The sequence below is a fragment of the Bradyrhizobium sp. Ghvi genome, assembly GCF_900115265.1.
In the GTDB taxonomy this organism is placed as follows: Bacteria; Pseudomonadota; Alphaproteobacteria; order Rhizobiales; family Xanthobacteraceae; genus Bradyrhizobium.
Window position 1 is genome coordinate 23,413 of sequence record NZ_FOVU01000024.1, and the last position, 20,425, is coordinate 43,837.

24 protein-coding genes and 2 pseudogenes are annotated in these 20,425 nt (G+C 59.9%); 14 read left to right on the plus strand and 12 right to left on the minus strand.

From position 1 onward, the window contains the following. Positions 1-132: 132 nt before the first annotated feature. Positions 133-1,365: a plasmid replication protein RepC gene (gene repC, locus BM374_RS36490; protein ID WP_092303664.1), complete on the plus strand. Its 1,233-nt coding sequence runs from the start codon at positions 133-135 to the stop codon at positions 1,363-1,365. A 674-nt stretch (positions 1,366-2,039) separates the two neighbouring features. Beyond that, entirely contained in the window at positions 2,040-2,270 is a 231-nt protein-coding gene (locus tag BM374_RS36495; protein WP_143270340.1) for a hypothetical protein, read from the plus strand. Between the two features lie 91 nt (positions 2,271-2,361). On the opposite strand, the gene BM374_RS39760 is transcribed toward BM374_RS36495, so the two are convergent. Beyond that, on the minus strand, positions 2,362-2,562 hold the full coding sequence (locus tag BM374_RS39760) for a hypothetical protein (protein ID WP_092303668.1): 201 nt from the start codon (positions 2,560-2,562) through the stop codon (positions 2,362-2,364). Positions 2,563-2,712: 150 nt separating this feature from the next. Here BM374_RS39760 and BM374_RS38285 point away from each other — a divergent pair, with 150 nt between their 5' ends. The 3 genes from BM374_RS38285 to BM374_RS39130 all read left to right on the plus strand — a co-directional run bounded on the left by BM374_RS38285 (position 2,713) and on the right by BM374_RS39130 (position 4,121). Beyond that, positions 2,713-2,895 carry a hypothetical protein gene (locus BM374_RS38285; RefSeq protein WP_143270341.1) on the plus strand — a complete coding sequence of 61 codons (183 nt, stop codon included), beginning with the start codon at positions 2,713-2,715 and terminating at the stop codon, positions 2,893-2,895. 708 nt (positions 2,896-3,603) lie between these two features. Beyond that, the gene (locus tag BM374_RS36505) at positions 3,604-3,915 is read left to right on the plus strand and encodes a DUF736 domain-containing protein (RefSeq protein ID WP_018273795.1); all 312 of its coding nucleotides are present in this window, start codon (positions 3,604-3,606) and stop codon (positions 3,913-3,915) included. A 62-nt stretch (positions 3,916-3,977) separates the two neighbouring features. Further along, the gene (locus BM374_RS39130; protein WP_177248792.1) at positions 3,978-4,121 is read left to right on the plus strand and encodes a hypothetical protein; all 144 of its coding nucleotides are present in this window, start codon (positions 3,978-3,980) and stop codon (positions 4,119-4,121) included. 48 nt (positions 4,122-4,169) lie between these two features. Here the strand turns inward: BM374_RS39130 and BM374_RS36510 are convergent. Together BM374_RS36510 and BM374_RS36515 are read right to left on the minus strand one after the other, a co-directional pair. Then, a pseudogene (locus BM374_RS36510) lies at positions 4,170-4,445 on the minus strand (HU family DNA-binding protein); the annotation flags it as partial. Then, entirely contained in the window at positions 4,442-4,810 is a 369-nt protein-coding gene (locus tag BM374_RS36515) for a WGR domain-containing protein (RefSeq protein ID WP_244552841.1), read from the minus strand. The pseudogene BM374_RS36510 and the gene BM374_RS36515, both read right to left, overlap by 4 nt. 687 nt (positions 4,811-5,497) lie before the next feature. Between BM374_RS36515 and BM374_RS36520 the strand changes: the two genes are divergently transcribed. From BM374_RS36520 to BM374_RS36535, 4 genes are all read left to right on the plus strand, one after another. After that, positions 5,498-6,259 carry a ParA family protein gene (locus tag BM374_RS36520; protein ID WP_092303670.1) on the plus strand — a complete coding sequence of 254 codons (762 nt, stop codon included), beginning with the start codon at positions 5,498-5,500 and terminating at the stop codon, positions 6,257-6,259. Continuing rightward, positions 6,249-7,229, plus strand: coding sequence for a ParB/RepB/Spo0J family partition protein (locus BM374_RS36525; RefSeq protein WP_092303672.1), 981 nt, complete (start codon positions 6,249-6,251; stop codon positions 7,227-7,229). Before BM374_RS36520 ends, BM374_RS36525 begins: the two co-directional genes overlap by 11 nt. Before the next feature lie 424 nt (positions 7,230-7,653). After that, positions 7,654-8,172 (plus strand): plasmid mobilization protein, encoded by a 519-nt coding sequence (locus BM374_RS36530; protein WP_092303674.1) that lies wholly within the window; start codon positions 7,654-7,656, stop codon positions 8,170-8,172. Next, on the plus strand, positions 8,169-9,242 hold the full coding sequence (locus BM374_RS36535) for a relaxase/mobilization nuclease domain-containing protein (RefSeq protein ID WP_092303676.1): 1,074 nt from the start codon (positions 8,169-8,171) through the stop codon (positions 9,240-9,242). The genes BM374_RS36530 and BM374_RS36535 overlap by 4 nt, the downstream gene beginning before the upstream one ends. Positions 9,243-9,804: 562 nt before the next feature. Here the strand turns inward: BM374_RS36535 and istB are convergent. Further along, complete coding sequence (istB, locus tag BM374_RS36540) at positions 9,805-10,665, minus strand: IS21-like element helper ATPase IstB (protein WP_092303678.1); 861 nt, start codon at positions 10,663-10,665, stop codon at positions 9,805-9,807. After that, positions 10,665-11,975: an IS21 family transposase gene (gene istA, locus BM374_RS36545; protein ID WP_092303681.1), complete on the minus strand. Its 1,311-nt coding sequence runs from the start codon at positions 11,973-11,975 to the stop codon at positions 10,665-10,667. The genes istB and istA overlap by 1 nt, the downstream gene beginning before the upstream one ends. Before the next feature lie 195 nt (positions 11,976-12,170). Between istA and BM374_RS36550 the strand changes: the two genes are divergently transcribed. Next, positions 12,171-12,533, plus strand: a complete 363-nt coding sequence (locus BM374_RS36550) for a hypothetical protein (protein WP_092303683.1) — start codon at positions 12,171-12,173, stop codon at positions 12,531-12,533. Positions 12,534-12,565: 32 nt separating this feature from the next. Here the strand turns inward: BM374_RS36550 and BM374_RS36555 are convergent, their stop codons facing one another. The 6 genes from BM374_RS36555 to BM374_RS36575 all read right to left on the minus strand — a co-directional run bounded on the left by BM374_RS36555 (position 12,566) and on the right by BM374_RS36575 (position 16,911). Continuing rightward, a complete protein-coding gene (locus tag BM374_RS36555; RefSeq protein WP_143270342.1) occupies positions 12,566-13,291 on the minus strand; it encodes a hypothetical protein in 726 nt (241 codons plus the stop codon). A 129-nt stretch (positions 13,292-13,420) separates the two neighbouring features. Further along, entirely contained in the window at positions 13,421-14,323 is a 903-nt protein-coding gene (locus tag BM374_RS36560; RefSeq protein WP_177248793.1) for an SDH family Clp fold serine proteinase, read from the minus strand. After that, positions 14,313-14,735 carry a ubiquitination-like system serine protease family protein gene (locus tag BM374_RS39135; RefSeq protein ID WP_177248794.1) on the minus strand — a complete coding sequence of 141 codons (423 nt, stop codon included), beginning with the start codon at positions 14,733-14,735 and terminating at the stop codon, positions 14,313-14,315. The genes BM374_RS36560 and BM374_RS39135 overlap by 11 nt, the downstream gene beginning before the upstream one ends. Beyond that, positions 14,732-16,114, minus strand: a complete 1,383-nt coding sequence (locus BM374_RS36565) for a ThiF family adenylyltransferase (protein ID WP_177248795.1) — start codon at positions 16,112-16,114, stop codon at positions 14,732-14,734. The genes BM374_RS39135 and BM374_RS36565 overlap by 4 nt, the downstream gene beginning before the upstream one ends. Further along, a complete protein-coding gene (locus tag BM374_RS36570) occupies positions 16,111-16,497 on the minus strand; it encodes an E2/UBC family protein (RefSeq protein ID WP_177248796.1) in 387 nt (128 codons plus the stop codon). Before BM374_RS36570 ends, BM374_RS36565 begins: the two co-directional genes overlap by 4 nt. 12 nt (positions 16,498-16,509) lie before the next feature. Then, the gene (locus tag BM374_RS36575) at positions 16,510-16,911 is read right to left on the minus strand and encodes a multiubiquitin domain-containing protein (protein WP_177248797.1); all 402 of its coding nucleotides are present in this window, start codon (positions 16,909-16,911) and stop codon (positions 16,510-16,512) included. A gap of 81 nt (positions 16,912-16,992) precedes the next feature. On the opposite strand from BM374_RS36575, the gene BM374_RS36580 reads away from it, so the two are divergent. Beyond that, a complete protein-coding gene (locus BM374_RS36580) occupies positions 16,993-17,214 on the plus strand; it encodes a DUF6290 family protein (protein WP_143270343.1) in 222 nt (73 codons plus the stop codon). On the opposite strand, the gene BM374_RS36585 is transcribed toward BM374_RS36580, so the two are convergent. Then, positions 17,215-17,790 carry a Fic/DOC family protein gene (locus tag BM374_RS36585; RefSeq protein WP_244552842.1) on the minus strand — a complete coding sequence of 192 codons (576 nt, stop codon included), beginning with the start codon at positions 17,788-17,790 and terminating at the stop codon, positions 17,215-17,217. A 480-nt stretch (positions 17,791-18,270) separates the two neighbouring features. On the opposite strand from BM374_RS36585, the gene BM374_RS40410 reads away from it, so the two are divergent. The 3 genes and pseudogenes from BM374_RS40410 to BM374_RS36595 all read left to right on the plus strand — a co-directional run. After that, positions 18,271-18,756, plus strand: a complete 486-nt coding sequence (locus BM374_RS40410; protein WP_177248798.1) for a hypothetical protein — start codon at positions 18,271-18,273, stop codon at positions 18,754-18,756. Between the two features lie 18 nt (positions 18,757-18,774). After that, positions 18,775-19,986, plus strand: a pseudogene (locus tag BM374_RS36590) (DUF2130 domain-containing protein); the annotation flags it as partial. A 178-nt stretch (positions 19,987-20,164) separates the two neighbouring features. After that, positions 20,165-20,425 (plus strand): helix-turn-helix domain-containing protein (locus BM374_RS36595; protein WP_143270334.1); only part of this gene is annotated, 261 nt, incomplete at its 3' end.

Genomic DNA, 20,425 nt, shown 5'->3' on the forward strand with positions numbered 1-20,425 from the left:
GTTCCGGAAGCCCTTCTCTTCAAGTTTGGCGACTGACAGAGAATCACTTTCGCGAATCGCAGTCAAGAGTTTCTACGCGATTTTATCGTCGTTTCGGCGAGCAGGTTTCCTTTGCCCAGCTGAGGCAAAGACATGCAGTCACACTCTCCAACGACGCCTTTTGGGCGGCGATCGTTGACACTTGCCCATGTGGCAAGCCAGATGGTCGCAACCGAACGTCCTCCCGAGAAGATCGTCCACAAATGGAAGATCTTCCACGCCATCTGCACGGCACGGCCGCGCCTTGGCGTGTCGGAGCGCGCGCTGTCGGTGTTAAACGCGCTCCTGACCTTCCATCCTGAGACGGCGCTCACAGGAGAGGATGATCTGATCGTCTTCCCATCCAACCATCAGCTCAGTCGGCGGGCGCACGGCATGCCGGCATCGACGCTGCGGCGTCACCTCGCAGTGCTGGTCGACGCGGGACTGATCGTTCGGCGCGACAGCCCTAATGGCAAACGGTATGCGCGCAAGGACAATGCCGGTGAAATCGAGCTTGCCTTCGGCTTCGATCTGTCACCGCTCGTCGTACGCTCGGAAGAGTTCGAGAGCCTGGCGGCCAATATCGAAGCGGAAGCCCGTGCACTCAAGCTGGTGCGTGAGCGAATTACGCTGTGCCGGCGCGACATCGCGAAGATGATTGCAACCGGCATCGAGGAAGGCGTCCCGACGCGAAGGGCGGGGCAGGGGCCTGTCGATTGGCAGGAGGTGCACGCCGCCTTCCGCGCAATGGTCGCTCAGATTCCGCGCACCGCGACGCGTCAGGAGCTCGAGCCGATCGCCGACGAGCTGTCGCAGCTTGCTGACGACGTGTTCAATCTTCTGGAAGCACACATCAAATCCAAGAATACGAGCGCCAATGAGTCCCATTCTGAGCGCCACAAACAGAATTCAAATCCAGACTCCCCTATTGATCTTGAACCTAGCCTTCGAGAAGGCAGGGCGGCGGGAGCTGAGCCAAAACCTCAACCATCGCGAGTCGGGGAAGCGGCGTATCCGTTAGGAATGATCTTGAGTGCGTGCCCGGACATCGTCGACTATGCCAAGAGTGGGATTTCGAACTGGCGCGATTTCCTTGCGACCGCGGCCGTTGTGAGATCGATGCTGGGGATCAGTCCTAGCGCCTGGGAGGAGGCGCAAACGGTTCTGGGTGAAACGCAAGCGGCGGTCGTCGTCGCCTGCATCCTGCAGCGTAGCACCACCATCCGATCAGCGGGCGGCTACTTGCGTGGGCTGACTCGGAAAGCGGAGGTAGGGGAATTTTCTCTTGGGCCGATTCTGATGTCGCAGATCAACTCCCAGCGCCACGAAAAACGAACGGCCTGACGGATGGGGTAACCGTCTCCGTGCGCCATCGCCTCGGCTGGGGCTGACGCGTCGTGGTCTGAGCTTGCGGTTAAGATCGAATGGGGCCTTGGCTGCGGCGTCCAATCCCCATCAGGCGCGGCGCAGGAGATTGGCGCCCCCGAGATCGTCCGTGCGGCGATTGCGCACCCCGGGGTCACGCGCCGACGGCGGCGGATCGCGAGGTTGTTTTGCCGAGCACGCCGCTCCGCCGACCGACGGGACCCGCTGGGATGGCTGCCGCACCTCAAACCGTCAGGCCAACGCTGCGAACAGGCTGGGCAAGGTCGATGAGAAGGCTCGCGGGCAACGCGCCAACGGAAGGAACAGCGCCCGGCGGGAGGCCGAGTGACGTGAGGAGGCGTTACGGACGAACGGGCGTGCAGGTCGCGATATAGGGTAAGCGGAGGTAGCCCTCGATGAGGCGAAGCGACAGCACGACGAAAACGTGGAGGAGATCGAAAAGGCGGGTGCTGCGCTTGACGAACGCGCTCAGGTGTAACCGGCTATTTCGCCGGTCCTTGAACTCGCTACGTCCAAGGACAAGGAACGACTGAGCCGGATCGCGTCTTCGATCTGATCTTGCAGCCGAACAGGATTACAGATTGGATCGAGCGCAAACCGGCGCGTCGTTTTAAAGCCAGGAACATAACAGCATGTCGCATCCGATGTCCCAACCATGGCTCGATTGGTTACCGATGGTTCACGAGCCCCACAGTTATGAAGTGATCCTTTATCTTTCAGAGGACGGAGACGTATGGACCGGCAATTATCCGGAAGGCCGCGCACGCGGCATGTGGGTGATGGGCCGCGGTGGAAGCGCGATCGACAAAGAACCGATCATGTGGGCGCATATCCCCATGCCGTCGAATTTCAATCCGATATAGTTCTGCGTCCCCCGAGGGAGTGGTCGATTGAGGTCGCAACGGCTAAATCGCGGTGAGCAAGGTCGCGAGCTAATTCGTCGGGATGGGTTCGTTAAGCTTCGCCGGACCCGGAAAACAGGACCGTCGGCGGCGTCGAACGCGGGGGCGGGATGGACCGACCCCCTTCGGATCCTGGTCTGCTCTTCAGGTCGTATCGTTGGGCCAGGTCCAGCAGCCGCCGCTTGGTGAACGGGTCCGCATTCTCGGCCAAATCGCGCGCCCGCTGCGCGAAGTCTCTGTAGAAATCTTCCATAACGCCACCCCGCAACTTCACTGAAGGCTCAATTTCAATCCTGACCGGCTGCGCCGTCAAGCGATCGGGACCTATCCGGACAGGTTTCGGCGCGTACCGCTTGAGTCGGGGGGCCGCATGAAACTAAGCTAAGCTCGGCAGGAAAAATCGATGGTTGCGCTGAATTCGAGCCGCAGACTGTGTCCGTCGTGCGGAAAGGCGATGATGGCCATTCCCGACGATGTCGCCGGCGGGCAGCAGCGCTATGTTTGCCTTGCCTGCGAGGACGATCCGTTGCGCGACCCCGCCGCCCGGAAGTGGGCGGATAGCCCGCTGCGGCCACCGGCTAAATAGTGTCCGATAGAAATCGAGCCCGGACGCCGGATTGCTGCTGAGGCCGAAGTGCTCACAAAGCTATGGGGCGTCGCAGCCCGCACTTCCAGCTTCGTTCCATCGCGCGTGCCGGCGGAGCCGCTGTGGGTCGGCGCCCGGCATATCTATCCATGCTGGCATCTGCTTGACGACTTGCAGGGGGGTCGATCGCATGGATGCGAAAGGAAGGCGAGGTTGCATCCACATGGCGAGTACGTCGGCAGGTCTCGTCATCGATCTTGCGATTGCGACTTCGACGGGTGCGCCGATATTGCTGACGGCGACGATCTCCATTGCCGGTGATGACGCGGCGCCTCGCTGGCCTGCTTAAGGTGAACTGCGTTTTGCTGCTACGCCCGTTGCCTTGGGATCCGAATGGCTGAACCGATTGGGGCGGCCTGTCTTCATTCCATGTGTTTTCGCGATGGGCGCACCCATCTGCGTCCTCGATAGAGGCTGGTCTGACCGAAGGCCGATCCCGCTTCGCGGGCTCTCGATCTTGTCCCCGCAACGTCCGTCCTCGACTTTCTTCCCCTGGCGCTGCGCGCCATTCCTCGCGGTCCAAGAAAGTCGCTGCCGGCCGCCCTCCATTTCATTTCGGCCTTATGGGTGCAGGTCGATCGCCTCCGGTCTCACGACCGCCATCGAGGTCGCGATAGGCGCGGCCCGAGAAAACAAGGGAATGAGACAATGGCTACCATCGGCACCTTCACCTCCACGGGCAATGGCTTCTCCGGCGCGATCAAGACGCTCAACCTCAACGTCAAGGCCAAGCTGATCCGCGTCGAAAATCCTTCCGACAAGGGACCGCACTTCCGCATCTACTCGGGCAACGTCGAGTTGGGTGCTGCCTGGCAGAAGACCGCCAAGGACACCGAACGCGACTACCTCTCCGTCAAGCTGGACGATCCGAGCTTCCCGGCTCCGATCTACGCCACCCTGACCGAGGTCGAGGGTGCCGAGGGTCTCCAACTGATCTGGTCCCGGCCGAACCGGGACTGAGGCTCAGCCAGCGGGCTCCGCCGCAAGGCGGAGCCTGCTTCCTTCGACAGGAAGATGCGACCATGATCATCGACACCATTGAGGAATTGCGCGCCGAGCTGCGCGAATGCGTATTCACGCCAGCGGAGCGCAAGGCGCTCGAACGCGAGCTGCCCGAACTCATCCGCCGACGCAACGAAGCGCTCGCAGCCGAGGAGGGGGCATAAGCCCCCTTGTCTTGCGACTGACGATGCATCGTCGCTCGGGGCGGCTCCTCCGTTAAGAACCTCCTTGATGGCTTTGGCAGGCGCAAACGTCAGCTTCCTAGAAGCTGCGATCGCAATCGTTGCGCCGGTGGACGGATTGCGGCCCTCACGAGCGGGGCCATCCTTGACCTTGAACTTGCCGAAGCCTGGAAGGCTCGTCTCGGCCCCGCTTACGGCCGCATCAGCGATCGCCTTGAACACGCTATCGACGATGGTTTTCGCCTGAGCCTTTGTCAGGTCGTTCTCGGCTGCAATCTTTTCGGCGATCTCATTGGCAGTCTTCATGAGACGAACTCTGTCTTGTTTCGATTTTGCTCGTCTGACATCAAAGCAGTGGAGCAGATAGAGTCGACATCACCGTAACCCGAAAAATTCCCAGACGATGGCAGCTTTTCATCCAGTGCAGCGTAACCGCACCTCCGCTTGGCACGCTCGAGGCGTCGGAACGCTTCGATCGCTTCTGCACTGCCATCGAAAGTTTGTACCATGATCTGGCCATTAGTGCTGATCAGGCCCAATTGCGGACCAGCGACATTTCTCCGAACGAGATCGGCTGCGTGGGCAGCGCTTAGCATCGATGCGGCGCAGATGAAGCAGTTCTGGTTTGGGTTTCGGCACGGACGGATTCTTGCTTCCTTCGCAAATGCCATCCAATGAGTTTTATGAATCGACCGGGCAGATTGATTTCATTTTATCGACAGGTCAGTTGCTCCGGAAATACCGAGACCCGTCGTCCGATTAAATCTTTCCTCAACGGAGATTTCGCTATCGGACGGGCGCGTCGCAATGCCCTGCTTGCAATTGCGCCGGACTTTATCGCAACAGCATGCGATGGAAGGTCGGCCTGGGATTCAAAGCTTCCTACGGCCAGTGTTTGGCAGATCGGCGACTTTGTCGCTACAGCAACCAGCCTCGAGAGGGGCGACACGAGTCTTTCTCGCGTTAGGTAGAACGTATTCCCATCGATGCCGATAGCCGTCGCATAAGAGAATTCGTATCCAGCGGGTCCACTCTTACAGCAGTGTCCGCTTGGGCGAGCCCCTCCGGGGACGGTTCTACTCGCGCCGGCGGCGCTCCCGGAGCCCACAAGCGGTCTCCGCGCATTCGCGTGACGATCCTCTCGCGACTGTCGCAGTCCAGCAACAAGCACGATCTCCGACTCGCTTTCCAGATTGCTCCTCCGGATAGCTATGGACTGACCTGACTCTTCTGGCAGGGGATTCGCTGGATGAATTTGGCGATCGTTTTGACGATCGGATTCGCAATCGCTGTTGGTTCAAACCAATATCACCGACGATGGATACCCCCGCGCCGTCAGACCCGTTTCGGACCCTAATATGAAGACCATTGTCATCAACAATCAAAAGGGCGGGGTCGGCAAGACGACCCTTGCTGTGCATTTGGCGTGGTTCATGGCGGAATCGAATCTCCGCGTTCTCGTGATCGACGTTGATGCGCAGAGCAATGCGTCAGACACTTTGAGGCAGTACGCCGGTTCAACGTTAGCCGCGGATTTATTCAAACCGGGGATACGGGTCGTACCTCGATCCGATGAAGGCCTGACGCTTGCGCCGGCCGATAGCTCACTGACCGATCTCGATCGCAGCAATGCAGCCGCCATAACGACTCTGCAAGAGAACCTCGCTAACGCGTCGGATGAGTTTGACGCCTGCGTTATCGATACCCCGCCGTCACTTGGACTTCGCAGTGTCGGCTGTTTGGTTGCGGCGTCGCATGTGCTGGCCCCTATCTATCTGGAGGACTATTCGATCAAGGGCGTCAAAGGTCTGATGCAGACCGTGATCGGTGTGCAGAGGCGCTATGGCCGTCAGGATACGAAGTTCCTCGGGTTGCTGCCCTCGAACTTCAACACGAAATCGCCCCGTCAAAGGACGCATCTTGAGCAGCTCTTGCGCGAGGCTGGCAAATATGTATTCCCGGGCCAGATCGTTGCAAGGGATGGTTACGCTGAAGCCGTCGCGGAACGCCTGCCGGTCTGGAAGCTGAAGCGCCGTTCTGCGCAGGAGGCCGGTCGGGAAATCCGGGATGTTCTCGCCAAGATCGTCGCGCAGATGGACGAGACGGCACATGGCGCTTGATCTCAGCTTTAAGCAGCTCATCGACGCTGCGGAAGATGGTGCCGCCACAATCGGGCAACCGACTTGCATCTCGATCGACCGTATTGACGAAGATCCGGACCAGCCCCGTCGCAGCTTCGACGAACAGAAGCTCGACGAGCTTACGCGATCAATCCTTCAGCATGGCGTGCTGCAACCGATCGTGCTGCGGCACGCGACCGAGGAAGGTCGGTACGTGATCGTCATGGGTGCGAGGCGGTATCGTGCGGCTAAGCGCGCCGGGCTTCGTGACATTCCGGCTTTCATTCATGCCGCTGGTTCTGCGGATCGTTATGTTCAGATGATCGAGAATATTCAGCGCGATGACCTCAATGCTCCCGAGGTTGCGGCGTTCATCGCGGACCGCTTGGAGCAGGGTGATAATCAAGCTGACATCTCGCGCAAGCTCGGTAAGCCCAGGGACTGGGTGTCTCGCTACGCGTCGGTTCAGAACATGCCGGAGTTCCTTCGCTCGAAGCTTGCCGGCTCATCGATCCGTGCTGTGTATGAACTCTACCAGGCTTGGCGTGAGCAGCCGAATGACGTCGAGACCTTATGCGCCGCACAGGAAAGCTTCACCGACGCACATGCCCGCCAACTGGCCCGCGAAGTTCGCGCGAAAGTCCGCGGTTCTCCTGCTGCTGACGAAGGGACTCCTGGAGCTGAACCACCACGAGGTCAGGTCGCACCGCAAGTGGCATCGCAACCTATAGAGAGAGGCCGCGCGGCGGATGCTGCGGGAAAGCGCCCGAACTCTTCGGTCAATCGGCTCGAGCGAATGGGTCCATCGCTGACGATCAGAGTGCGTCACCAAGATCGCACGGGCTGTCTTCTGATCGATCGGCTCGCGTCCCGAGGCTCACGCTATGCCGTGCTGCTGATCGATGGCGCAGAGGAAGCGGAAGAGGTTCCGGCATCGACCATCACGATCGAGGAGATAGTGTGGGCATGAAGCTGCTCTTAAACAGCCTCCCCGGAGACAGTGCTACCATTGGTGCGCCGGCGGAGCGGATTTCCCATCCGAAGGATGGCGCGTTAGCGCAGCAGCCGGAGGCCGAACGCGCCTCCCACAGCGCCGTAGAGAGGCCGGAGGCTGCTGGAAAGCCGCGGTCCACATATTCGGTGCCTATGTTGCGAGTCTGCACGCGCGGTGTTCGGGAAGTGCAAGCATTAAGGGCGACAGCTGCGTCATTCCCGGAAGAGCTCTCCCCATCGGCCGTGGGCTGGGTTGGACGTCACCTGCAGCAACTGCCGAGCCTTGACCATCGAGCTCAATGGTTTGAACCAACATGGAGGGGGTGGAGGGATTTTCGTTTTCTAGTGCAGGATAGGCTTCGCGCCAGCGATGTATTACATCACGATTGGGATTGGAGTGCATGGCTCTAATCTCGCTTCGCGTCTCCGACGAAGTCGCGGCGGATTTCTCAGCTCTTGCGGCTACCCAGGGCGGCAAATCCGCGCTGCTGCGGCGTCTAATTGCTGATGCATTGGCTGCGCCAGCGCCACGCATCTTGGCATTGCCGGTCGGACGGCCGGAAAAGGTGACGGTGCGATTTCGCGAGAGCGAGATGCGACAGCTCGCTGAAGTCTCGCGTCAGCGCGGCATGACGCGAACCGGCTGGATTGTTGCCCTGGTGCGCTCGCGACTGGGGTCGCCCGTCCAGCATTCCCCAAACGAGCATGACGCGCTTCGCGCGATCGTTCGCGAGCTCAACCGGATCGGGGGCAACATCAACCAGATCGCGCGGGCCGCAAACACCAGTGTGCTGCAGGGCAGGGCGGTTGAGCCGGATCTGTCCGTAATTCAAGAGGCCAAAATGGTCATCGAAAGAGAGCTCGCGCAATTGCGTAGCGCGCTGCACGGCAACGTCGATTATTGGGATGGACGGCCATGAGCCAGGGCTTGCCGCAGCCGGCCGACCTGGTCACCGAACTTCCGCCGATCTCGTATGTCTGGGAAACGCCCAATCGGCGCCCGCGGCGGGCCGAGTGGGATATCCCAGATCCGGTCGCTCCAGGCCGCCTTACGCCAGCGATGCGCGCAAAGCTCGAACGCATCGTGCGCCGAGCACCAGAGGTGATGGTCAAGATCACCGGTCGCACCAAGGGCGTGGCGCATCTCAAGTCGCACCTCGCTTACATCACGCGAAACGGCCAGCTCGATGCGGAAACAGAGCAGGGCGCGACGCTCGCGGGTCGTTCCGGATTGAAAGATTTACAGCAACGCTGGGAGGATGATGCCGGTCTCGACGATAAGCGCCGCCGCGATGGGTCGCTCTCGGTCAACATCATTCTGTCGATGCCGGCTGGCACCGATGCCGTCGCCGTCAAGGATTCAGCTCGGGCATTTGCCATCGAAACGTTCGGCTACAATCACGACTACGTCTTCGTCCAGCACCTCGACGACAAGCATCCTCACGTGCACTTGACCGTTCGCTCCCTGGGTCATGACGGCAAGCGCCTCAACCCCCGCAAGGCGGATCTTCAAGCCTGGCGGGAACGGTTTGCGGGCGAACTCCGGCTTCGCGGGATCGCAGCGGAGGCAACGCCGCGGCGAACCCGTGGGCGGGTTCGAAAGGCCGATCGCGGGGCGGTGCTCGCTTTACGCAAGCGAAAGATCAGGCCGGATGTCGATCGGCTCGCGCGCAAGGAGGTGCTTTCGGAGGTGAGGGGAGGCAGAAGTACCAAACACCCTTGGGACGAACAGATTAAGTCACGTCAGGACGCGATCCGGCGGCGATATCTCGACTATGCCGCCGAGCTACAACGCTCCGGATTGGCAGCAGATCACGAGCTCGCCCGCCAGGTTCGGCGATTCGTCAAGGACATGCCCGATATCGAGACGCGACGTCATGCGCTGAAGACCGAGCTTTCGGAGCTTGCCGGTACTCGGCGTCGTGAGGCAGAGCAGGGCGTCGGTAAAGAGGGGCGCGACAAAACACGAGGCAATGAGCGGACCAGATAGGCGAGCGCAGGAATCATAATCCTCAGGTTGGGGGATCGAGTCCGACTTCCTGACACGAAACGAAAGTATGGGAAGGTGACGGGCCAGGTTGGTTAGGTACGGGTAAGCACGGTCGACCAGAAGAGCGATCGGCAACTCGTCGGAATTCCCACGTTGTGCAAGCGGCACTGCCCTTATTTGGGCATTCAGATTTAGGTGTATATCATGCAGCCGTATTTGCGATTTCTGCGACGCGGCGGGTTCTCGCGCGGAAGTTAAGAGGTCATCCGGCATAAAGGAGGGGCTTTCAGATGTGGTTTGACGGGCTACGAGGAAGCTCGTGGACGAGTCTGTGGTCCGGGTATGTGGTGTGCGGCGGGAATTGCCCCGGCATTCGTACGGTCGCGGGGCCCTGCCCGGCATGCGGTGCAGGTCCGCTGGACACTTCGCCCCAAACGGTAAGGGTGGACGGTCGGGAAATCACAGTACAGGCGGCCTTCATGGGCGCCGAAGGGCGTTATGTGTCAAACGCCATCCGGAACTGCCCCCTTTGCGTCATGAAGAACTGCCCCCACCATCGTGATTATGATCTCGGTTGAAGGTTGTTTCCGTCGGTGACGGGCCGGAGGGAGGCGGAGCCGACCGGAGGGCCGTCACCGACGGTCGGCGTCTTGATGAGGCCGCTCTTGCGCTTGGCGCGGAGCCGGTAGCTGTCGCCGCGGATGGTCAGCACGTGGCTGTGGTGCAGGAGCCGATCGAGGATCGCGGTGGCGACCACGGCATCGGCGAACACTGTGCCCCATTCAGCAACGCTGCGGTTCGACGTGATCAGCATGGCGCCGGTTTCGTAGCGCCGGCTGACCAGTTGGAAGAACAGATGCGCCGCGTCAGGTTCAAGCGGCAAGTAGCCGAGTTCGTCGACGATGAGCAGCTTTGGCTTCGACAGCGCGAGCAGTTTCTCGTCCAGCCGTCGCTCGCCGTGCGCCTTGGCAAGGCCCGCGACCAGCGTCGTCGCCGTGGTGAACTGCACGGTGTATCCGGCCAGGATCGCCTCCCGCCCGAGAGCGATCGACAAGTGCGTCTTACCTACGCCTGGCGGGCCGAGCAGCAGCACGTTCTCTCCGTTGGCTATCCAACGTGATGCGGCCAGGTCGCGGATCTGCTTTGGATCGATTGACGGCTGCGCCTCGAAGTCGAAGCCAGCAAGCTCCTTCACGGCTGGGAAGTGTGCGAGCTTCAGCGCCATCTCGATGCGGCGATGATCCTTGCGCGCGATCTCGCGCTCGCACAACAGGATCAGCGTCTCGCGTGCGGACAGGTTCGCGCGCGCCGCCTCGTCGAGTAGGCTGTCGAGCTGGTCGCGGATGCCCGAGAGCTGCAATCGCGCCAGCATGGCATCGAGCGGATCGGTTGTTGCTTCAATTACCTTCTTTGCCCGTGCCATCAGAAGCTTCCTCCGATCACGGCTTCGTATTCGGCAAGAGGACGCAACAACGAGGGCGGTGGAGACGACCCCGGTACTGTCGCCGCAGCAATCTCCGGCCGGCGGACCGCGCCGTTGCGGCCAGCAACACCATCGAGATGGGCAAAGTCGATGATCCGCAGCCGGCGCCCCTCCGATTGGTTGTGCACTGCTACCTGGTGCAATCCATGCCGGATCCGCACTTCGCCGGCCGCGATCGTTACCGCCACGCGCTCGCCAATCAGGCGCCACGGTACCGAGTAGCTGTTCGTGTCGATCTCGACGGCGCAATCGTTGCCGACGACGCGGGTCAGTTCACGCAAGGATCCGAACGACGGCTGCCCGCCGAGCGGCTTCAACCGATGTATCTCGTCGCGCGCGAAGCGGATGATCGGCGCCTCTCCGGTCGTGCCGTGGATACGAACGTTCGCAACCTCACGCTCCCACCTGTCGAGATGCGCCTCGAATGCTTCCCAGCTTGGGAAGGAATGACCGGCGATTGCGTTCTTCTTCACGTAGCCGACGCCGTTCTCGGTCTTGCCTTTCGTGCGCGCCCGATATGGCGCGCAAGCGCGAGGACAGAAGCCCCAATGTTTTGCGAACGCGATCAGCTTGTCATTGAACTGAACCGATCGGGTCACCGCGTCGTGGCGCACCACGAGCGCCCGTGGATTGTCCATCAGCACTTCCTCCGGCACACCGCCGAGGGTCGTGAATGTGCTCTCGAGCCCGGCAAACCAATGCTCCTGCCTCTCGGCCCGGAACGCGCGCGCATGAAGCCGTCGCGAGTGGCCGAGCGTTGCCACGAATACGAATGCCTTGACTCTCGCTCCTCCGATCTCGACCAGGCGCTCCCCGAAGTCGATCTGCAGCTGTCGGCCCGGCGGCGTCTCAAACCGCGTCGTCGCCAGAGCCTCCGCCTTGAGCGCCTGGCGATAGGGCTGCACGGCGCGTTGGAGCGTCCGCCGACTGACTGTCACGCCTTTCTCGGCCAACAGGTCCTGGCGCACCACGTCGGCATTGCCGCGATGCCGAATGAGCCTCTCGCGCAGCCAACCCTCAAGGCCGTCGAGACGCTTCGGCCGCTCAGGCGGCTTGAACGCTTTCACCCCGCCCGCCGCCACGTAGCCCTTCACTGTGTGATGGCTGCAGCCCAGCTGTCGCGCAATCCGCTTCAGACCCCACCCGCACGCCCTTAGGCGCAACATCTCCGCCACGTCATCCGGCGTCTTCATCACCTGCCCCCGTGGATCACTCCACGCCGAGCCTTCAGTGATTCGTTCCTGCTTCATTCACTCTCTCCCCAGCTATCCGAGGAGGGGGCAATTCCTCGTGACGCTGAGGGGGCAGTTTTCCATGGCGCGCGACACGTTATGAGGACTACATCTATCTGCAGATGCTTCAGCGCGAGTGGGGAGCGGCCAGTTTCGGAGTTTCAGACCCTTGCACACTTTGCCGATGCGGAGCGTCCATCAGCACGGGCGGCTTTGGTTTTGCTGTTTTGGGGCTATTTCGAGACGCGGATTGAACGGCTCCACCGCACCGCCATGCGTAAGTTGCCGCAGCGCATTCTCCACGACCAACTGAAGCGCCACTCCGGAATCGGGCCGCGCTTATACGAACTGTACAAGATATTTTTTGGGGTCGACTACTTCGATGATCTTCGTGCGAACGGTTTTTCCAGCGTTGCCGATCTATTAAACGACGTCCATCGTCGCCGGAATGAGTTTAGCCACGGAAGGCCACAGGCAATTAACGATGCGATCGTAACCCGTCTCGTGGAAAATCTCAGAGACGAGCATGAGGCTTGGATTGCGCTCTACAACAGTCGGGCGAACTCACTTCCATAGGCGGCAAGCGCGCCGGGGCTCTCGCTCCTGCATCATCCCGGCTTGTTGTATTTCTCGCAGCCTCGCTCACTTCCTTCGGTGTTGTTGACAGGATCGAAGGAATAACAGAACTCGTAAGGCCATTCCTTGCCGAAGATGTCTTGATAGGTCACTCGCCCAAACAGGTAAAAGACCTGCAATCCGCCAGCGAGCCGGTCGTGGCTCCGCTTTTGAATCTCGATCGCATCATCTGAGTTCTGCGGCATTGAAATCGTCTGCTTGATTGGGTCGGTGCCGTAGAGCGCCCCAAACTCGTATTTCGGTATTCCGCCGGTTGGCAGGCTGAGCTTTTCGATATCGGGCAGAGGGAAATGTCCGACCTGGATGTCAGCCTCAAGTTTGATTTTGTACGCTGGCGTCTGACCGGAATGATGAATGCGGATTTCGGCGCTGGCCGTGTTGCTGCTCACGGTCATCGGCCCGTGGCCAATGTGTAGATAGGCGCGCAGTTGCCGATGCTCGGTATCGCGTGCAACTTCGATCTGTGCCTCGCCGGCGTTGGCCTGTCTCCGGGCTTCGGCAACCGCTTGTGTGCTGGCGACATACGCCTTGTAGGCAAACAACGCGCTGAGAAATGCGCCTATGACGATAAGGATGGTCAGGCCAATATAGGCACCCCAGAACCGTCGTTCCTGCCGGCGATGTTCTCGCTCCTCGGCATGCCACCCCAGCGGTAGGGCGCTATCTGCATCGCCCCCTTGTTCGTTGGCGGTCCCCATGCTGCCCCCTTGGTCCATTTCGAGGCCGCCATCATGCCATCACATACGGCGAAGCCGATCAATCAAGCCACTTGGCGGCGCCCCAGCTATTCAGCTCTCTGGCGAACTCGGCTCATGCTCTGCGCCAGATCATACGATCTGCGAAGCATATGCCGATTCGTAGATCTTTTTGCCATTCTCTGTCAGCAGGCGAAGGGAGCAGTAAAGCTCCCAATAGCGGCCCCAACGCTCATCATCCGGCGGGAGATATTCGATCGGTAGACCGATCTGCTTGGCGTCGGCATAGTCGATCGGCTGACCGTGCGTCTTCCATTTACTGGAGTTCATCAGCGCATGAGAAATGGTTGAACTCGGCGCGCCACGCCGCTTCAGCATATCTTCGGCGAATGTTCTCACCCGATCGCGGATGCCCTGGAATTTTTGGACTGTCCTGGCCTCAAAGCTGTCAAGCATCAGCAGCGCGATCTGATCTTGAGGATCCCTGCGCAAGGCGGCACAGTGCCCTTCGTAGGCCTCCAGATAGCCAGTGACTGAATACATCAGCTCGTTGCCTCGAGCATCCCTCAGGAGGAATTGCGGATCAATCATCCCAAGCTCGGAAGCATTGCTCATGATGATTTTGCTGGCGGCGAGCGCCATAAGGGTGCCGGCGCTCTTCGCCAAATCCGGCACGATGACCCGAAACTCCCGGTTGCCTGCTTTCGCAAGGATCAGCTTGACGAGCTTCTCACAAGCATCGACATCGCCACCGCAAGTGTTGAGGAGAAGATCGATCGGAGAGTTTTCGGAAATGTTGTGGAGCATCTCCACGAAGCCGATCACGTCGTTTCGATCGATCTCCGCCTCCAACCCGCTGACGTAGCAAATCAGGTGGGTCTGCTCCGTGCGATTGATCAGCTTGATAAGCTCCTGCCTTTGATAGCGGCCAGCGTTCATCGCTGCGTACATCGGCGTCTTCGTGAGCGGCCGCTCAACCTTCAACGGCTCGGCTCCCGATGTGGAAGCCGAGGGCTCCTGACCTTTATCGCTCACCGAAGGAATCCCCCACCCAATCGACTTTTCCATTCCTGACGAAATAGTGGCATCTACGCCGGCCATCATAGTAATTCACGCTCGGAGAAAGCGAAAGAGGCCCATCAACCTTAGATAACTGCCAGAAGGGGCTGCGTCCGCGATCGAGGTTGAGCATGATTCGATGGCCGCTCCGGCAGGGGCAGTCGAAGGCGATCCATTTCGGCCGCGCCGCGGTACCGACAATGACGGCGGTATTTTTCGGCAGCTTCTCCGGAATCTCATCAGCCGAGTCGAATTGGCCGGTGCAGTACAGCAATGGCTGAGGGATCAGCCATTGCGAAAGCCAATCGAGACGCGGCCACTGCCACAGCGGCAGACGCTTCAGCCATTGCGGAAGCCAGTCGACCCACGCCCTCCAACGAATCTTCATGCCTCGGGCCACGCCTGTTCAAGGAAAGGATTGCTCTCGCCCTTGCCGATCTTATGGCTCTCCGGGTCGCAGTAGTGTTGTGGTCGAGGCTTGGCGTTGTTGGTCGAGATTTCCCTCTCGTGCCAACGGAAGAGAACTTCTGTTGGCCTCGGACTTGGCCCAAAGCCGATCAGGCGCTCCAGAAGCTCGTTTATCGCAGCAGAGGCGATGCCGGTGGTGAAAGTCACCACGGCGGGCTCAACGCCTCCTAATACAGGCGCATAGCCTTCGTTTTCGAGCCGTATTCTCTCTTCCGGCGTTCGCAGCTCGGTTTGGGCCCGGGCAAGGTCGATCCGGTCGCGACAGACGAGGCAGGCGCCACCTGGCGCAAGCGTTGTCACGCGGCCGTTTATGCTTGCAAGCGCGCCATCGCCACCAAGCAGCACGCCGAGGTCGATGACGGGCATAGCCAGAAAGGTCGATAGCCGCGAAAGAACCAGGCGACCGGCATTATCATCGGTGCAGCCGAAGACGATATCGCATGGGATCAGCTCGCGAGCCGTCTTCTCCAGCGTGACCATCGCCCCTACAGCTTTGCACTCAAGATCAGGCGCGATTGCCGTCAGATGGCTTTGAAGCACGGCCGTCTTCGGTTTGCCGACAGCCGCAGGTGTTGAGCCGTAGACCCGCGTGACGTTGCTCTCCGTCAATGTGTCCGCGTCGATCACAGTGAGATGACGGATGCCTAGCCTGACGAGCTGCTCGGCGACGGCCGAACCGGTCCCGCCGCAGCCCACAATACCTATCCGCAGCGCGCCAAGCGTTTGCTGGATTTCAGGGCCGAACGCGCGGACGCTTCGGTCGAAGATCTCCGGTATCTGCTGATCAGTCGAATTGAAGGAGTTGATGAGCTGCCATTTGTCCCCGACCCGCCACAACCGGTCGATCGGCGCCTTGTCCCCGTCGCTGAAGTTCACCTCGCCGGTAAAGGTGATGCCGTTTTCCCGTGGCGAGGCGATCAGCGTGATGTACAGCTCCGAGCCCGAACGCAGCCGGAACAGGTCGGCGATATCCTGGTCGACCTTCCGGTCAGCCATGCTCGGGGTCGGATGGCTGCCTATGCCCGGATGGGTGTGAAACCAGATCGGGATCGCGCCCAGGCGTTCGGCCTCCGCCAGGGCAGGGACGTAACCATGAGAGGCAATGGACAGATGATCACCTTCGCGCGCGAGGTAGGCGTCTTGCGGCACCCAGTGCATCGCACGTCCGAGAAGTCGGATGTCACCGTTCGGCGCCCGGGCCATGCCCGCAAGCAGCACGCCTGCGGTCTCGACCGGTAGTCTCGCGGTCTGCTCCAGCTCTTGAAAGAGTGGTTCTGTCAGTACCAGTGTGGTGATCATGATCCCCCCGGTGCTGCTTTCAGCAGCTCGTTTCTGATGAGGGCGAAGTAGCTTTGAAGCGAGTCGATGCCCGAGCGCCATTGGCCCGCCGTGAAATGCCGCGACCAGCGCTGCCATTGGCGTCCGAGGTGACCCTCGCGCGCCTCCGTGGCCGGGATAACAACGCCGTCCGTGCGGCACACGGGCGGGTCGAACCACCACATGTCGGGCGGTACATCGGGGTAGCCGGGAGCCAGGCGAATTAGCAGGTCGCTGGCCCCCCGGTCGAACCCCTTCGGAAGCGGATACGATGGAACGAGCACGCAAATAACGCCGCCTTCAGTCGTGACCTGATGGCCGGGGGCCTTGGCGTTCAGATATTCAATGTCGTGTGAAGGCAGCACGGCTATCGCTCCTTACAGGAGGCCCGGATTGATCTGCGCGGGCGCGGTGAAAAAGCGCAGGCCATCGCGCATCTTCACCTTCTGCGTATCCGCGATCTTTTCGTCCGAGCCGCCCGGAACGACCTCGAACAGGTCACGTTCGGGGCCGATTGGCGGGTTGGGCAGGGCCCTTAGTTGGGCGCCCGTCAGGAAATGTTCGGTCACTTTGAATTCGGTGCGATCGATCTTGATCTCGTACGGATGCTGGCGCTCCTCGAACTCCTTCAGCTCTTCGAGCTCCTGGCGCTCGAACTCCTCCAGCTCCTGCTTCTGGCGCTGCTCGAACTCCCGCAGTTCGCGCATCTGGCGCTCCCTGAAGGCCTTCAGCTCCTTCTCGCGCTTTGTCGGGGCGCCAGCTTCGTCATGCTCGGTCATCGGTACCTCCATTGATTGACACCAAGATACCACGCCACCATGCGACTTGACAAGCCTGGTGTTAAGGTGCAGATTACTTGCATGAAAACCATGAAAGCTATGACGATCCGCCTCACCGACGAGCAGGCTGAAGCTCTGGAGACCGTTGCCTCGGTCGAGCAGCGCGCGGTTTCGGATGTGATTCGTGCTGCAATCAGCGAGCACATCGAGAACCGGCGCAAAGACCCCGCCTTTCAGGAGGACCTGAAGGCCCGCCTTGCGCGGGCCCGACGGCTTTTGGCCCGGCAGGCCGGCAGCGACTAGTCAGAGCAGTTTTTGCAGCTCGGCCCTGAGGGGCCCCAAGTTGCCGGCAAAGCTCGCGATCATCGCGGGCAGGAACGTGTGGCGGTCAACTCTCGCGAGTTTGAGCGGGTGACCCGCCCGCTGCCCCAGCAGATACATAAAGGCCAACTGAGAGCGCCCATTGCCCTCACGAAAGGGATGGATCGCGTTGAGTTCTGCGAGGAAGTCTGTGGCTGCATCCAAGAAGTCGTCTGAGCTTGCGCCGGGTCTGAAGGCCGGAAGCGCAAGCTTCTCGAACAGCTGGTCCATGCTTGAGGCGATATACTCTGGATAGGCAAACGGGTTGCCGCCCTTTGAGGTGCGGACAGTCCGGTATTTGCCCGCCCAGGGATAGACGTCCTGAAACAGATGGTGGTGAATGCGTTTATAGTGCGTGGGGGTGAAGCGCCCTGCGGGGAGAGGCTCTTCCGCCCGCAACGTCGACATTTCGAGCTCGAACGCTTCCAGGGTTTTGTCATCCCTGAGGCGGGCGCGATTCTTGAGGACGGATGTGCCTTTGTAGCAGTAGGGGTCGTCGAATACGTCGTAGCCGCTCAAAGCCGTTAGCGGCCTTTGGGTTGAACGTATGCCCTCAATACCTCAGCCCTCTTCTGGGCCGGCGTCAGTTTCTTTTCCCTAAGCGCCGATAGGCGTTCCTTCGAAGCTTTGCCAAGCTCCAAGCCTTCTACGGCCGAAATGGCCGCAAAAGTCTTATCCCCCAATACACGGGAGGAGGAGTTGATGCTGGAACGTTTGCGCTTATCGGACATGAGCGAACCATAACACGGTTTCTAGTGGGGGGCGAACGCGAACTTTCATATACATTGCCAAGTCTTATCGCCGTCTTAGTCTTTCATATGTGGTCGAAAGCCGCCAAGAGCCAGGGGCTGCAAAGCGATGCCGGCTAGGCACAAACTCCGTCTCGAACTCATTCCGGGGCCGCTGTGGGGCCAAAATCTCCGATCCAATGTGCTGGGCTTGGGGCCCGGCCGCTGGTTAAAGCTTAGCAGGACGACCCGATCCGCCCTGGGCAGGTGTGTGATCTGCGGCGGGACTGACCGTCTACAGGGCCACGAAAGCTGGAAGTATGTCGAAAAGCCCCGCAGCGGGGTTGCCATTCTGGTCGGTGTCGATGCGATCTGCACGGTTTGCCATTCGGTTCAGCACTGGGGACGTATCCAGCAGCTTCTGGCTATCGGCGTCATGACGCCGGCCGACGAGCGACGATTGATCCGTCACTTCATGAAGATCAACAAATGCAACAGAGCTGCGTTCGAGCGGCACGTCGTGCGGTCCTTTGGAATTTGGCGGTCGCGCAGCAAGAAGAAATGGAAAATCGATTGGGGTGCTTTCGAGCCGATGATTATCGAGGCCAAAGCAGCACGAGATCTTTATCGCCGGCGCCGTGAAGCCGCCGCTGGGCGGCGCATGAGCGAATGGCCCGTACGCAAAGAGAGAGATTTGGTAGGATTGCGCCTTAACGGAAATTCGAATCGCGAAAGTAAGAGTGAAAGACGTGTTTGAGACCTGGGATGTCAACAAGCGCATAAGGACGCAGAAATCCGGCAGCTGAAGTCCAAGCTTGAGGGAAGTGAGGTCAGCCAGAAGCTTGCTGTCACCGAGGCGCTCAGCGCCGTGGAAAAAGAGCGTGACAGGCTCGCGAACGCGCTGGCCGAGTCCGAGCGCGAAAAGAAAGCGGCCGCGGAGCTTGCTGAAGCGCTTCTGGCCAGCGAGCAGCACAAAATTGCCGCTGCCAAGGAAAAAGAAATCCAGGAGCTGAAGGCCAAGCTCCAGGCTCTCGAGCTTGAGAAAAAGCTTGCCGTGTCGGAAGCGGTCGGCGCCATCGAAAAAGAGCGCGATGAACTGAAAAACGGCATCAAACAGGTGCAGCTTGAAAAACAGCTCTCTGAGCAGTCACTCAAGGACAAGTACGAAACGCAAATCAAGGATCGCGATGACGCGATCGAGCGCCTCAAGGATATGAAGGCCCGCCTCTCGACCAAGATGGTCGGGGAGACCCTCGAACAGCACTGCGAGACCGAATTCAACCGGGTGCGCTCGATGGCATTTCCGCGGGCGTATTTCGAGAAAGACAACGACGCGCGGACCGGCAGCAAGGGTGATTACATCTTCCGGGACTCAGACGAGGCCGGCACCGAGATCATCTCGATTATGTTCGAGATGAAGAACGAGAGCGACAAAACCGCGACGAAAAGCAAGAACGAAGATTTTCTGAAGGAACTCGACCGGGACCGGAGCGAGAAGGGCTGCGAATACGCCATCCTGGTCTCACTGCTTGAACCGGACAACGAACTTTACAATACCGGCATCGTCGATGTCTTCCACCGTTACCCAAAAATGTATGTCATCCGGCCGCAGTTCTTCCTGCCGATGATTACGCTCTTGCGGAATGCGGCCATCAATTCGCTCAAGTACAAAACCGAGCTTGCGCTTGTGAGAGCGCAGAATATCGACATCACGCAGTTTGAAAGCCAGCTCGAGACATTCAAGACCGCATTCTCGAAAAACTACGATCTTGCTTCCAGGCACTTCCAGACGTCGATCGCCGAGATCGATAAGTCCATCGATCATCTCCAGAAAACAAAGGATGCATTGATCGGTGCAGACCGCAATCTCCGTCTTGCGAACGACAAGGCGCAGGACGTGACGATCAAGAAGCTGACCCGGGGCAATCCGACGATGGCGGCGAAATTTGCTGAGCTAAAAAGCCCGCCCGCTGAAGCTGCGGAGTGAGGCAGGCCGGAGCCAGCCAAACAACGCAACTTCCGACGTTCGGATAATAGGAATTTATTCCATAATCTATGCTATGCGATGCTTTCGTGTAGACGCTCATTAGAAAGGTCACCATCCTCCCCATTAGAGATGTCACGCTCGGACTTGTCTAAGGCATGGGGCCTGGGGGTTGTGAGTGATGACGGTGCTGTCGATGAGCCGGGCTGAGATCGACCGGGTGCATGTGTTGCGGGATGTTGTGGCGGAACGGATTACAGTGCGAGAGGCCGCGCAACTGCTTCGGGTAACATCGCGGCAGGCATTCCGGCTGCTGAAGGCCTATCGGATCGGAGGCCCCGCGGCACTGCTGTCAAAGAAGCGCGGCAAGCCGAGCAACCGAGCCTATCCGGCGATCGTGCGGAGCGAGGCACTGGCGCTGATCAAGACTCACTACGTGGAT

Excerpts from the sequence above, each read along its gene's own strand:
- BM374_RS36505 (WP_018273795.1), top strand. The coding sequence starts at position 3,604 with ATGGCTACCATCGGCACCTTCACCTCCACGGGCAATGGCTTCTCCGGC.
- BM374_RS36495 (WP_143270340.1), top strand. The coding sequence starts at position 2,040 with ATGTCGCATCCGATGTCCCAACCATGGCTCGATTGGTTACCGATGGTT.
- BM374_RS36530 (WP_092303674.1), top strand. The coding sequence starts at position 7,654 with ATGGCTCTAATCTCGCTTCGCGTCTCCGACGAAGTCGCGGCGGATTTC.
- BM374_RS36565 (WP_177248795.1), bottom strand. The coding sequence starts at position 16,114 with ATGATCACCACACTGGTACTGACAGAACCACTCTTTCAAGAGCTGGAG.
- istA (WP_092303681.1), bottom strand. The coding sequence starts at position 11,975 with ATGAAGCAGGAACGAATCACTGAAGGCTCGGCGTGGAGTGATCCACGG.
- repC (WP_092303664.1), top strand. The coding sequence starts at position 133 with ATGCAGTCACACTCTCCAACGACGCCTTTTGGGCGGCGATCGTTGACA.
- BM374_RS36520 (WP_092303670.1), top strand. The coding sequence starts at position 5,498 with ATGAAGACCATTGTCATCAACAATCAAAAGGGCGGGGTCGGCAAGACG.
- BM374_RS38285 (WP_143270341.1), top strand. The coding sequence starts at position 2,713 with ATGGTTGCGCTGAATTCGAGCCGCAGACTGTGTCCGTCGTGCGGAAAG.
- BM374_RS36575 (WP_177248797.1), bottom strand. The coding sequence starts at position 16,911 with ATGACCGAGCATGACGAAGCTGGCGCCCCGACAAAGCGCGAGAAGGAG.
- BM374_RS36515 (WP_244552841.1), bottom strand. The coding sequence starts at position 4,810 with ATGGCATTTGCGAAGGAAGCAAGAATCCGTCCGTGCCGAAACCCAAAC.
- BM374_RS36525 (WP_092303672.1), top strand. The coding sequence starts at position 6,249 with ATGGCGCTTGATCTCAGCTTTAAGCAGCTCATCGACGCTGCGGAAGAT.
- BM374_RS36555 (WP_143270342.1), bottom strand. The coding sequence starts at position 13,291 with ATGGGGACCGCCAACGAACAAGGGGGCGATGCAGATAGCGCCCTACCG.
- istB (WP_092303678.1), bottom strand. The coding sequence starts at position 10,665 with ATGGCACGGGCAAAGAAGGTAATTGAAGCAACAACCGATCCGCTCGAT.
- BM374_RS39130 (WP_177248792.1), top strand. The coding sequence starts at position 3,978 with ATGATCATCGACACCATTGAGGAATTGCGCGCCGAGCTGCGCGAATGC.
- BM374_RS36580 (WP_143270343.1), top strand. The coding sequence starts at position 16,993 with ATGAAAACCATGAAAGCTATGACGATCCGCCTCACCGACGAGCAGGCT.
- BM374_RS36535 (WP_092303676.1), top strand. The coding sequence starts at position 8,169 with ATGAGCCAGGGCTTGCCGCAGCCGGCCGACCTGGTCACCGAACTTCCG.
- BM374_RS39760 (WP_092303668.1), bottom strand. The coding sequence starts at position 2,562 with ATGGAAGATTTCTACAGAGACTTCGCGCAGCGGGCGCGCGATTTGGCC.
- BM374_RS39135 (WP_177248794.1), bottom strand. The coding sequence starts at position 14,735 with ATGAAGATTCGTTGGAGGGCGTGGGTCGACTGGCTTCCGCAATGGCTG.